The 12,118-nt window shown below is 68.9% G+C and carries 10 protein-coding genes; 2 read left to right on the forward strand and 8 right to left on the reverse strand.

The window, feature by feature from the left end; all coding sequences use genetic code 11:
• The first annotated feature begins 967 nt into the window (after nt 1-967).
• Complete coding sequence (locus ACFYPD_RS15835) at nt 968-2,242, forward strand: Rieske 2Fe-2S domain-containing protein (RefSeq protein WP_387113422.1); 1,275 nt, start codon at nt 968-970, stop codon at nt 2,240-2,242.
• Between the two features lie 13 nt (nt 2,243-2,255).
• On the opposite strand, the gene ACFYPD_RS15840 is transcribed toward ACFYPD_RS15835, so the two are convergent.
• The 7 genes from ACFYPD_RS15840 to ACFYPD_RS15870 all read right to left on the reverse strand — a co-directional run bounded on the left by ACFYPD_RS15840 (nt 2,256) and on the right by ACFYPD_RS15870 (nt 9,799).
• Nucleotides 2,256-3,476 carry an MFS transporter gene (locus tag ACFYPD_RS15840; protein WP_387113424.1) on the reverse strand — a complete coding sequence of 407 codons (1,221 nt, stop codon included), beginning with the start codon at nt 3,474-3,476 and terminating at the stop codon, nt 2,256-2,258.
• Nucleotides 3,473-4,729, reverse strand: coding sequence for an ATP-grasp domain-containing protein (locus ACFYPD_RS15845; protein ID WP_387113426.1), 1,257 nt, complete (start codon nt 4,727-4,729; stop codon nt 3,473-3,475). The genes ACFYPD_RS15840 and ACFYPD_RS15845 overlap by 4 nt, the downstream gene beginning before the upstream one ends.
• A gap of 98 nt (nt 4,730-4,827) precedes the next feature.
• The gene (gene folE / locus ACFYPD_RS15850; RefSeq protein WP_387113428.1) at nt 4,828-5,424 is read right to left on the reverse strand and encodes a GTP cyclohydrolase I; all 597 of its coding nucleotides are present in this window, start codon (nt 5,422-5,424) and stop codon (nt 4,828-4,830) included.
• Nucleotides 5,424-6,149: a 7-carboxy-7-deazaguanine synthase QueE gene (locus tag ACFYPD_RS15855; RefSeq protein ID WP_387113430.1), complete on the reverse strand. Its 726-nt coding sequence runs from the start codon at nt 6,147-6,149 to the stop codon at nt 5,424-5,426. The genes folE and ACFYPD_RS15855 overlap by 1 nt, the downstream gene beginning before the upstream one ends.
• A gap of 39 nt (nt 6,150-6,188) precedes the next feature.
• Nucleotides 6,189-6,551, reverse strand: coding sequence for a 6-carboxytetrahydropterin synthase QueD (gene queD, locus ACFYPD_RS15860; protein ID WP_387113432.1), 363 nt, complete (start codon nt 6,549-6,551; stop codon nt 6,189-6,191).
• Nucleotides 6,548-7,228: a 7-cyano-7-deazaguanine synthase gene (locus tag ACFYPD_RS15865; RefSeq protein ID WP_387113434.1), complete on the reverse strand. Its 681-nt coding sequence runs from the start codon at nt 7,226-7,228 to the stop codon at nt 6,548-6,550. Before ACFYPD_RS15865 ends, queD begins: the two co-directional genes overlap by 4 nt.
• A 117-nt stretch (nt 7,229-7,345) precedes the next feature.
• On the reverse strand, nt 7,346-9,799 hold the full coding sequence (locus ACFYPD_RS15870) for an ATP-grasp domain-containing protein (protein WP_387113436.1): 2,454 nt from the start codon (nt 9,797-9,799) through the stop codon (nt 7,346-7,348).
• Between the two features lie 235 nt (nt 9,800-10,034).
• On the opposite strand from ACFYPD_RS15870, the gene ACFYPD_RS15875 reads away from it, so the two are divergent.
• Nucleotides 10,035-10,583, forward strand: coding sequence for a cobalamin B12-binding domain-containing protein (locus tag ACFYPD_RS15875; RefSeq protein WP_387113438.1), 549 nt, complete (start codon nt 10,035-10,037; stop codon nt 10,581-10,583).
• Between the two features lie 12 nt (nt 10,584-10,595).
• On the opposite strand, the gene ACFYPD_RS15880 is transcribed toward ACFYPD_RS15875, so the two are convergent.
• Nucleotides 10,596-11,894 (reverse strand): methylaspartate mutase, encoded by a 1,299-nt coding sequence (locus tag ACFYPD_RS15880; protein WP_387114355.1) that lies wholly within the window; start codon nt 11,892-11,894, stop codon nt 10,596-10,598.
• Nucleotides 11,895-12,118: the final 224 nt, after the last annotated feature.

The raw sequence follows: 12,118 nt of genomic DNA on the forward strand, positions 1-12,118 counted from the left end.
ATCGCCCGCGAGCTCTACCGCAGCCTCAACATGGCTGCCGCTTGACAAACATAGAAGCGTCAGAAGGTTAGGGGTTCGAGTCCCTTCGGGCGCACCACGAGGTCGAGGCCGTGACCAGCGGAAACGCCGGTCACGGCCTCGACTTCTTTACCTTGGGCCGGAGCTTCCCAGTCTTGGAAGTCGGGTGCTCCGATGGCGCTTCGTTGTCACTGTGCTGTGGTGGCGGGGCTCGTGCCGGTGGGTGCTGACCAGTGCGTTTGTGTCGCGTAGTCCAGATCACGGCCGACCCGGACGATCCGAGGCGTCGTGTGGACGCCGGTCAGGACCGGCCGAGAACGTGGACTCGTTCGGCACCCAATACACCCCGGGTGAACGGCCCTCGGAACACGCCCAAAGCGTCGGAGACCTGCTGCGGAACGTCGCTGGCCCATCGGCGACCGCCGCCGTGCATCGGGCGCCGGTCAGCACCGCCGCGACCGCGTTGGCCAGGACCACGGGCGGCGCATGGGCGGCACCTCGGGGTCTCGCCGGTCCGTCACCTGCGTTGGCGCCGTAACCGAACTCGCCCGGCAGCCTGCCAACGGCTCGTCCATGCGGTCCGCGTACACGGCCAACACGTCAAGAAGCGATGCTAATTCCGGCGATCGGCGGACGCGCTGCGCTGTTGACCGGAGGATCGTCGGGCCCGATCTGTTCGGGGAGTGGCTGATCGCAGAACGGAGAGGCCGAACCGGCGGGGCAGCTTGGATGTGAGATCTGATCTATCGTACGAGTAGGCACAATGGACACCGGGCGATTCGAACCGTGACATCCCTGAGGCGCAGACTATGCGCCTGGTCGCCGTGAGCAGAGGGAAAACCGGCACTCCGCGCCGGGATGTGCGTCGGGTCTCGAATAGAAACGAAGGATCCGCATGCTCTCAGCTGAGAAGAACCAGCTACTGACGCAGGTAGGCGCGGGCTCTCCCATGGGCGAACTCCTGCGGAGATACTGGCATCCGATCGCCCCCGCGAAGGAGCTCCGGGACCGCCGCGTGAAGCCCGTGCGGCTGCTGGGCGAGGACCTCGTCCTCTTCCGTAGGGCCGGTGGTGGCCACGGTCTCGTCTCGCGCTCCTGCCCGCATCGGGGGACCGACCTGAGCGTGGGGTGGGTGGAGGACGACGTGCTCGTGTGCCCCTACCACGGCTGGGCGTTCGACTCGGCCGGACGCTGCGCCCGGCAGCCGTTCGAGGAGGCGGGTCCGGCCGGGGGTTTCCGCGACAAGGTAGGCGTGGCGGCGTATCCGACCGCCACCCTCGGCGGGCTCGTCTGGGCCTACCTCGGCCCGGAACCGGCCCCGCTGCTGCCGAGATTCGAGCAGTTCGGGTGGTCGCACGGCTTCGTGGAAATTGTCATGACGGAGCTGCCCTGCAACTGGTTCCAGTGCCACGAGAACGCCGTGGACCCCGTCCACTTCGAGTGGCTGCACACGAACGGAAATGCCGTCCGGGTCAACCCCGACACCCCCGTGTACGCGCCACGCCACCAGAACATCGGATTCTCCGAGTTCGAGTTCGGCTTCATCAACCAGCGCGAGGTCCAGACGGAGTACGACCCGAGCGGTTCCTTCGCCCGGTCGAGCCGGCTGGCGGACGGCGGGATCCTGTGCCTGTGGCCGTACTCCTTGGCCTCCGGAAACACCTTCGAGTTCCGGGTGCCCGTCGACGACGAGGCCACCCTCAACATCACCTGGCAGTACTCGGTCCTCCCCGACGACGTTCAGGCCGCGATGCCGGAGTGCGACGACACGCCGTTCTGGTACGGCCCGCTGCGGGGCAGCGACGGGCGGATCATCGTGTCGCACACCGGAAACCAGGATTTCGCCGCCTGGATCGGCCAGGGTGTGATCGCCGACCGGACCAGGGAGCAGTTGGGCCGCAGCGACAAGGGCATCACCCTGCTTCGGCGGCGCTTTCTCGAAGCGATCGAGACGGTCGCCGACGGCGGGGATCCCCCGGGCATCGTGCGTGACCAGGAGCGGCACACCGTTGAGCTGCCGCTGCTGAACAAGTCGATCTACACGGAAGGCGTTCCGCGCCGGGCGTTCGAGGAGAAACTGGCGGCCCGGCGGAAGAGCCGCCTGTACGGGATCGGCGGCTACTTCGCGGTGCAGGCCGGCCGGCCCGCGGAGCTCACCGACGCCTACGAGCGGGCGGCCCGGATCACCCCCGGATCGGCGTCCGACCAGGAACCCGAGGCGTAGGAGTCGGACGAGGTCACACGACGCGTGGCCGCATCCGCCAGCACAGGGCGGCCGCCGCGAGGGCGATCACCGGGATGAGGGCGAAGGCGGTCCGGGTCGTGACCGCGACGGCGAGCCATGCCCCGAACGCGGATCCGGCCTGGAGAATGCTGCTCAGCCATGCCTGCGTCTCGGTGGCGGTCCCCTCCGGTGCGAGGTCACCACCCATGGTGAAGAGGGTGGCAAAGGTGGATCCGTACGCAAGGCCGGTGATCGGGCAGGCCAGGGTCATCGCCAGCGGGGAGATCTCGGCCGCCGCCCCGAGCACGGCCACGCCGACGGCGAACACCCCCAGGAGAACCGAGAGCTTGGGACCGCGGGCGAGGAATCCGGGCATCGCGCCGATCACCAGGCTGCCGACGATGCTGCCGATCGACAAAGCGCCGATCTGCACCCCGGCGTACGCCTGCGTGTGCCGGAGCCCGTTGATCAGGACGATCACCACGTCAACCCCCGTGATCAGCGCGCTGAAGGTCGCATGGACCAGGAGCAGGCGCCGGAGGGCGGCCGAGCGCAGTGGACCCACCCAGTGCAACCTCGGTCGGTCGGCGACGGCGGCGGGTGCTGGTGGTGATGTCGCGGACGCGACCCGCAGGGTGAGCACCAGGATCACGGCCACCACCGTCAGGACGATCGTGATCGCGATCGTGGAGACGCTGGTGATGGTGAGACACAGGAAGGCGGCCAGCATCGGGCCGCCGACGTGGGCGAGGTCGCTGGTGGTGGCGTCGAGTGCCATGGCCGTGACCAGACGCTGCTCCCCGGCCAGCGACCGCCACAGCGTCCGCATCATGATGCCGGTGGGCGGCACGCTCAGGCCGGTGAGCGCGGCGAGTGCGAGCACGGCCGGTTTCGGCCCTTCGATCGAGGCGACGGCGAGCAGGGCCGCCACGCCGGCGACGTTGACCAGGAGGCAGCCGAGCAGCACCGAGCGGTACGGCACCCGGTCCATGAGGCGTCCCCGAACCGGGGCGGACAGTCCCTGACCCACCGCCATGAAGCCCGTCGCCAGGCCGCCCACCACGTAGCCGTACCGCGGACTCAGGAACAACAGCAGGCTGAGGTTGAACATGGTGGGCGGCAGTTTGGCGGCCAGGCTGGCGAGCAGCATCCGGCCGACTTCCGGGACACGCAGCAGCTCCCGGTAGCTGGTCAGCGACAGGGACCGGCCCCGGCGCACCCGGGTCGCGGTCACCCGCGCTCCGTGCCGTCGTACGCGATCTCGAGCGACACCATGCGCCGCAACTCGCCCATGACCCGCAGCAGGGCGTCCTGGTCCGGCGCGGAGACCCACGCACCGACGGGGATGGTCTTGCTGTCCTGCGTCAGCGGGATCCGGTCGCCCGGAGCGTAGCCGACGAGCACCTTGGCGACGTTCGGATGAGCCTCGAGTTCCGCCAGCCCGTGGATGTCGGTCAGCGTGCCCGGTCCCACATCGTTCCGGATGGCGATGGCCCCGTACGCCGCGTAGGTCTCGACCACGCCGTCCATGATCGTGGGACGGCGCCCCAGATAGCACTCCAACGAGTCGTGGTAGGGCCGGAACGAGGTGTGCGCCGACCACAGGTCGGTGGCGGGCCCGCCGGCCAGACGGGCACCGATCTCGATCAGGAAGACCCCGTCGGCGTTGCACTTCACCTCGGTGTGGCTCGGGCCTCGGCTCACCCCGTACGCCCGGAGCACCTGCGCGACGAACGCCTCGACCCGCGACCAGTCCGGATCGTCGGGCGTCAGCTGGACCGTGTTCCACAGCGGGAAGTCGTAGTCGCGGCCGTCCGGTTGGCGGTACTCCCACATGTCGATGATCTGGTGGTCACCGTCGCTGCTGAGGCAGTTGACGGCCAACTCCCGGCCGCGGACGTACTGCTCGACGAGCCACTCCCGCACCGGCCAGCCGAACAGGTCGGTGGCGTCGGTGGGCCGGAGGTTCGCGGCGTCCGCCGCGGTGCTCAGCAGGGTGACGCCGTGTGAGCCGGCGCCCGTCGTCGGCTTCAGGATCACCGGGTAACCGATGGCGGCCGCCACGCGGGGCACCTCCGTCAGGTCCTCCACCCGCTGGAAGCTGGGAATGGCCAGGCCCACCTCGGCGGCCCTCGCCCGCATCGCCGCCTTGTTCCGGCGCGCTAGGGCCAGGGACACGTCGTTACCGGGCAGTCCGGACATGTCGGCGAGCACATCGGCCAGCTGCACGCCGGCCTCCATGGCTGGGACGACGGCCACCACCTGCAGGCCGGCCTCCGCGACGGCCGACACGATGTCGGCCGGCGTGGAGGCGTAGAGCGATATGTCGTCACCGTCGGCGTGCGTCGGCCACCGACCGTTCAGTTCGCCCTGCTCAACCGTGTAGAGCGAGACCACCCGAAGACCCAGGTCCCGTGCGGCCTGCTTGTAACCCTCGCCGGTCTTGACCGGGTCGAGCAGCAGCACCGCCTGCGCGTGGTCACTCAATGGGATCGGATCCTTTCTGGAAGGGGTGGGCGGCACCCGCTCCGGTGGGAGAGGTCGGGTGACCGGCCCGTGTCGAGCCGTGTCGCGCGGCGTGGCTGCTAGGCGGCGGCCCGATGCGCCCACAGTTCGTTTCGCAGCTCCGGGTCGTACTCGAACCGGCCGTGCAGTGAGGTCGAGGTCATCCGGGCGCTGGTCTTGATGCCGCGCATGGTCATACAGAGGTGCTCACCGGTCCCCACCACGGCGACATCGCTCGCGCCCGTGATCCGGATGACCTCGCTGCTGATGTCGGAGACGAGCCGCTCCTGGATCTGCAGCCGGTGGGCGAACTGGTGGGCGATCCGCGCGAACTTGGACAGGCCCAGCACCTGGCCCTCCGGCCGGTAGGCGATGGTGAGCGAGCAGTTGAACGGGAGGAGGTGGTGTTCGCAGAGCGACCACACGTCGATCCCCGAGACGATGACCAACTGCCCGGTGGTCGCCGACTCGAACGTCATCTCGGTCTTGCCCGGGTCGTAGTCGATGAACTCCCGCCACCACTTCGCGTACCGCGCCGGGGTGTCCTTGATCCCGTCCCGCGACGGGTCCTCCCCGATCTCCTCAAGGAGACGCAGCGCCAGACCCTCGATGGGATCTGTTCCCACGACCCGCTCCTCCAGGAAGCGGATCTCCTCGTCGATACTGTCGATACCCATCACACACCCCGTGTCTTTCCCCAGATCATTGTGTGCAGTCGGGTGGTTACGTTCCACCCTCGTCGGATCGCCGCCTCGGCGAGGTCCGGCAACCGACTGTCGATCTCCTCGCGGCTCTGCCCCTCCGGCATCACGTACACCGAACTGGCTCCCGCGACCTTCACCACCGCGGATACCTCCTCGAGGTCCGCCACGTCGCGACAGACGAACTTGAACGACGTGGCCGGGAGGGCCGCCAACCGCCGCAGCGCGGCCGGCACGATCCGTTTCTCCTCGGGGTCACCCGCGTGTGCCAGCTTCGGCGAGACGTTGAACCGCACGCCGAGAGCGACAAGTCCGGCGGCCGGTGCACGCGTGCCGTTGGTCTCGATCTCAACGTCGATCCCGCGCTCCACCAGCTCCGTGACCAGCGGCAACAGGCGGACCTGCTGGTTGAGGGGCTCACCGCCCGAGATGACCACCAGGTCAACCCCGCACGCCAGCAGTCGCTCGAGGACGGTCGCGACGGTCATCGGATGCAGTTCGGCCTTGGGATCGAAGGGCACGCCCGAGTCGCTGGTGCCCGTCCAGTCCCATGTGTAGGGCGTGTCGCACCATCGACAGGACAGATTGCACCCGCCCAATCTCAGAAACGCACATCGGCGGCCGAGTGAGCGGCCCTCGCCCTGTACGGCTAAGTAGGACCGAAAATTTCGTTGACAACGAGTTCCGGACCCATGCGGCATCACCTCCTTGGTGAGAAGTTGGATATTGAACAGTTCGTGTCAGGGCCGGTATTCGGCCCAGGTCTTCGGGGTCTCGGAGACGCGGACCGCGGAAAGCTCTGGATATTCGCGGATCCACTCCTCGAAAATCCACATGGCCAGGTTCTCGGCGGTCGGGTTCCCGGACATCAGGTCATTCAGATGGCGGTGGTCCAGTTTCTCGTCCAGCCAGTTCTTCAGCCGCGACAGCTCCCCGTAGTCCCGCACGAAGCCGGGCTTGGTCAGGGCCTCGCGCTGTGCGCTGAGTTCCACCTCCACCCGGTAGTTGTGGCCGTGCAGCCGGCCGCACTGATGCCCCTCGGGGAGTTCATCGAGCAGGTGGCTGGCCGAGAAGGAGAACTCCTTGGAAATGCGCAGAGTCATGCGACAGGCTCCTCATAACGGGTGGAATCGGTGACACCGGTGGCGGCGAACGCCTCTCGACGTTCTGTACAGGCGGCGCAGCGCGCGCAGTGGAGGTCGCCGCCCCGGAAACAGCTCCAGGTTTCGAGCCATGGCACGCCCAGCCGCTCACCGATCTCGACCACACCGGTCTTGCCCACCTGGGAAAGCGGCGCGAGCAGGTCGAGTTCGGGTGAGGCGTGGCCGGCGGTGGCGATCCGCTCCATGGCGATGAATGACTCAAGGAACTCCGGTGTGCTGTCCGGCACCGAGGCATGGTCGTTGGCGACGGTGCCGATGGCAACGGCCTCCGCCCGCTCGGCGACGGCCACGGCGAAGGCGACGGAGAGCAGGAGCGCGTTCCGGTTCGGCACGATGTTGGGGCTCTCCCCGAAGCTCGACCACGACCGCTCGGGGACGTCGACGTCGGGGTCGGTGAGCGACGAGCCCTTCAGAAACCGTGCCACCGGGCTCAGGTCGGCGACCTCGTGGCGTACACCCAGACGTTGCGCGGTGGCCGCCGCGAACCGGTGCTCCTTCAGGTGCCGTTGACCGTAGTTCACAGAAAGCAGAAAGAGGTCGTGGCCGTCGGAATGAAGCTGATGGGCCATCGTCACCGAGTCCATTCCCCCGGAGACGACAGCGATCACCTTGTGCACAGTTCGTTCATCTCCAAGCGTCGAGTTGTCGGCGCACCGGGGCGCGACGGGGGTTGACCCGGCCCATCGGGGGCGGGTGTGCGGTCGGGGACGCGACGCCGGCGACGCGGCGTCTGATCAGTTGAGTGGGCTGCCGTTGACGAGCACGGCCTCGGCCGCGTGAGTGAGCGCCGCATCGCACTCGCGCCTGGTAGTGGCCTCCGCCACGACCAGGGCATACCGACCGCGAACGTGATCGGTGGGCGGCAGCCGCAACCGGTCGCCCGGCTTCACGAGCACCCGGACGTCTCGGATCTCGGCCGGCAGCCGATGGCGGTGCACGTCGATCGACGTCACGGTCAGATCGGTTGGCGGGTAGAGGAAACGCACGGCGGCCACCCTGCTCCTCGTGGGCGCGAGCGAGGCAGTGGTGCCCACCGCCAGGTCGCCGGCAGCACGTCCGACGTCGATGCCGGTTGCCAGGCCGCCGAGGTACGGGATGAGGCCGCCACCGATCCGAGCGTTGAGTTCGACGACGCGGGGCCCGGAAGGAGTGAGCCTGAGCTCCAGGTGCGTGATCGAGTCTGTGAGACCGACAGCCGCATGCGCCTCCTCGACCACCGCGCGCAGGCGCGGATCGTCCAGGAGCGGATCACCGCCGTCGACGCAGTGGCCCACCTCCTCGAAGCTCGGCGGGTATCCCAGCTGCTTCCGGGCGATGAACAGCATGGTTACCTTGCCGTGCTGGCACACCGAGTCGACGCTGATTTCCGGCCCGTCCAGATACTCCTCGAGCAGAACAGGGCTGTCGTAGGTCGGCACCTCGTCGAACCAGATCCGGGTGGCCTCGTCGAACGCTTCGGGCAACTGGTCAGCGGCGGGAACCAGGGTCACCCCGCAGCTCGCGGCGAGTGCCCGCGGTTTGACCACCACCGGATAGCCGATCCGCTCCGCCGCTTCCTTCGCTGCCGTCAGGTCGCCCACGGCCTCGGACTCGGCCTGCGGCACGCCGGCGGCGCGCAGCGCCCGGCGAGTGGCGAACTTGTCCCGGCAGGCGTGGACCGCGGCGACGGGGCTCGACGGCAGGCCCAGCGCCGCCGCGACCGCCGCGGCGGACTCCACTCTCGTCTCCTCGTACGCGACCACCCCGACGACCGTCTCCGGTGAGGCGGCCACGATCCGCAGCATCGCCTCGGCGTCGAGCGTGTCAACCACAGTGCTGGCGACGAGGTACGGGCGTTGCCAGCTGGGTTCGGTGGGGGAGAGGAGGTGGATGCGGTAGTGCCCAGCCATTTCCCGCAGCAGGTATTCGCGCCAAACCTGCCCGCCGCTGCCGATGAGGAACAGGAGCGGTTTGTCGATGTCTCCGGCCCGTCCGGTGGGTGCCGGGGTGACGTCGATGACCAGCCGACCGACGGCCGCGCGGGCCCGTCGCACTGCGCCGGCCGCGTCGTCGGCGACCGCGATCGCGTGGCCGTACCGGTCCGCCGAACGTGTCGGCGGGCGGGCCGGGTCGCCGGGGCGGGCGGTCAGCACGGCGGCCTGCACGCCCGGGGCTGCGAGCGCCTCCTCAGAGCCACGGGCGGACACCACGCGCCCTTCGGGAAGGGTGACGAACCAGATGGCCGCAGCGCCGGCGACAGGATGCGGCGTCAGGTCCACGGTCTTCCCCGCAAGCCACGAGTAGGTCAACTCGTGCATGTCGTAACCGGCGGCGAGGCGGACGAGTTCCACGATGGCGTCACCGGCCGGCCGGGTGTGCGTCTCGATGACACGCGGCCCGAGGTCGGTCAGCTTCACCTCGGTGTGCGCGGGACCTTCGACCACGCCGAGCGCCGTCAGCAGCTCGCAGGCCTCCGCGCTGATGGCGGCGTGCTCCTCGCCGGACACCCGGGCCGGGATGACGTGACCGACCTCGACGAAGTTCGGGGTGACGAACTTCTCCGTCACGGCGAGGACGTGGTGTTGCCCGGCGAAGCTCAGGGTCTCGACACTGAACTCGCGCCCGGTCAGGTACTCCTCGGCCAGCCACAGCACCGGCTGGTCGGAGCCCGAAGGCTCGGGTAGCGGTAGCTGCTTGAGCTCCTCCGCACTGCGGACCAGGCGGACGCCCCGACTTCCGGTGCCGGCCGGCGGCTTGAGGATCATGGGCAGGCCGACCGTCGCGGGCAGATCGTCCAGGTCTGCGGTGGTACGAACGGCGGCGTGCGCGACGGCGCCCGCCGCGCCGGCCACCACCGTCGACCGCATCAGCCACTTGTCGGTGGCACCGAGCACCGCGCTCAACGGGTTTCCCGCCAGCCCGAGTTGCTCGTTGACCCGGGCCGTGGCGAGAAGGAACCGCTCGCTCGCGGTGACGGCCAGGCCGAACTGCTCGGACGCATGCAGGGCGACGGCCGCCTCGACGAGCAGTTCATCGGTCATGTCGTCGAGCAGGACCATCCGGTCCACACACTCGCGGTGACGGTCGGTCACGCTCGCGATGGCACCGAGGTAGAGCACCCTCAGGCCGGCGCGCCGTGCCGCCACCAGTGCCTCGGTGCGTCGTCCGCCAACAAATAGCACAGCCGTAATGGCCGGCTTCCTGATCACGTCGCTCCCCCGTGGATTGACTAATCGATAAAAACGTCGGGCGCGATCGGCCTCGACAACAACCTGCCGAACCAATCGGCGTGGCCAACAGCAATGCTGAGCAGAACCCAACCACCCGGACGAAAAATGGAAGTAAAAGTCGGGACCAGGCTGGTGCCCCTCCGATCGGCAGCCCCTACTTTAGAGTGTCGGTAGCGGTTAGATCAACATCATTGGAACCCGGGGGAGGAGCGCAATGCGCACTGCCGAGCATCCATCCATAGTGTCTAGCACAGATGAGCCGTCGAAGAGTGCCCCAAAGCGGCGACATTCGTCGATCGACGAACGGCGCGTCCTGCTGTGCAGCATCGCCTCCGATGCGCACAGCTGGAACCTCGTCTACGTCCAGTTGCTGCTCGAAGAGCTCGGTTACCAGGTGAACAACCTCGGCCCGTGCACACCCGAGGCGCTCATCGTCGACGAATGCGTCCGGACGCGACCCGGGGTGCTCGTGGTCAGCACCGTCAACGGCCACGGCATGATCGAAGGCCAACCGCTCGCCCGCGCGCTCCGTCGCCACCCGCGGCTGCACCACCTGCCCATGGTCATCGGTGGCAAACTCGGCGTCGACGGGGCGTCCGCCCCCATGCTCCAACGACTGATCGACGCCGGCTTCGACGCGGTCTTCGACGACTCCCGTACCGACCTGGTGGAGTTCACCGAACTGGTCAACCGCCTGACCCGGCCGGTCGCTGACGCACCACCCGGCAACCACCGGCTCACCCCCGGCACCACCAGCCGATAGGCACATCGACGGTCACGTCACCGGAACCGGTCCGTCTCCACCGGCCCTGACCTGGCCCCGCCCGCCGCGGGCGTCGAGCTGGTCGTAACGGCGCGCTGTCCACTCCAACGCCTGGAGCAGCCCGCTGGAGCTCAGCGTGCCCACGGTGCGGCCCGCCGCCGGTACGCGCATCGCACCCACGTCCGACCAGCGCAGCCGACCGTCGTCGCCGATGATGCCCCGCGCACGGTTGGCGTTGTCCGGATGTAGGCAGTAGGGCACGTCCAGCAGGCCGCGCGCGAACGCGAGGCGTAACGCCCGTCCGACCCGCTGGTCGAGGTCGAGCACCGAGTCGACGAGTGCACGGGCCTCGACGTAGGTCTCGGAATCGTCTTCCGTGACCGGCTCTGGCGGCGGCGTCTGGGCAGCCTCCTCGGCAGCCAGCTCCAGCGCGACGATGTTCTGCCACACCTGAGGGATCCGGTGCGCCTCGGCGGCGGTCTTCACGATCAACCGGGCGGAGCCGGTCGCGCGGGCAAGTCGTACCGAGTCGCGCAACACCGCCGCCGCACCCATCGCGGTACGCGGGAAGAGTCCCATGTACGTGTAGATGACCACGTGCCAGTCGTCGGGCCCGAGTAGCTCACCGGCGAGCCGCCGCAGCGCCCGGACTGCTTCGACATCCTGCGCACGGTTCGTCTGCTGCGCGTAACTCAACGACACACTCACGATGCCGTGCTGCCGGAAGAACAGTGCCTCGAGCACGCTGAGCGCGACCAGCAGGCTCGGTGGGCACAGCTGACCGAGCATGCAGCCGCCGAACGTCTCCAGATGCGCGAGGCGCCCACCCCCGGACGCCTCCGCGAACCGCTCCGTCGTCGTGGCCCACTCGGCGATCGAGTCCGCCAAGGGTCGGCGGCTGTAGGGCAGGCAGTAGGACACCGGCCCGCCCTCGCTCGCCCACAGACCCAGCTCGGCCAGCACGGCGAAGATGGCGGCGGGCGCCGCGGAGCCGTGGCGGACCTGGACCGGGAAGTCGACGTCGAGCACACCGTCGAGGAGGAACCGCCGGGTGGTCTCGAGCGGATGCGCAACGATCGGGTAGCCGTTCAGGGCCGAGCGGCTCACGATGGCACGCCGGGCCGCCGCGTCGTCACCGACCCTGGTGAAGCTGTCGAGGGTTATCGTGCCAACGGTGCTCGCCGCCGCCTGCTTGACAGCGAGGAGCGCCGCCCGCATCTCGGCCGGATCACTGAACCCGAGGCGGGGCTGCACGACGAGCCGCCCCGCCCGGTCCGCCCGGGCAACGGCCTCACCGAACGAGCCGCGAATCACCGGAAACACCGACCTGTACGCACCGCGTACCCACCGCCCTCCCCCGTGGATGGCATTGCCGCCGGCGGACGGGCTCGGCGGCGCCGACGGTCCAAGCTACCGGACAACCGACTCACGGACCGACCCTGCCGAGCAGGGCGCCCCGCTGGGGCGGGATCGTCGCCGCTCGTCACAAGCGCGACCTGCGACCTGCCATCGAAGCCGTCGCAACCGCGACAAAC

This window comes from Micromonospora sp. NPDC005299, assembly GCF_042872345.1.
In the GTDB taxonomy this organism is placed as follows: Bacteria; Actinomycetota; Actinomycetes; order Mycobacteriales; family Micromonosporaceae; genus Micromonospora.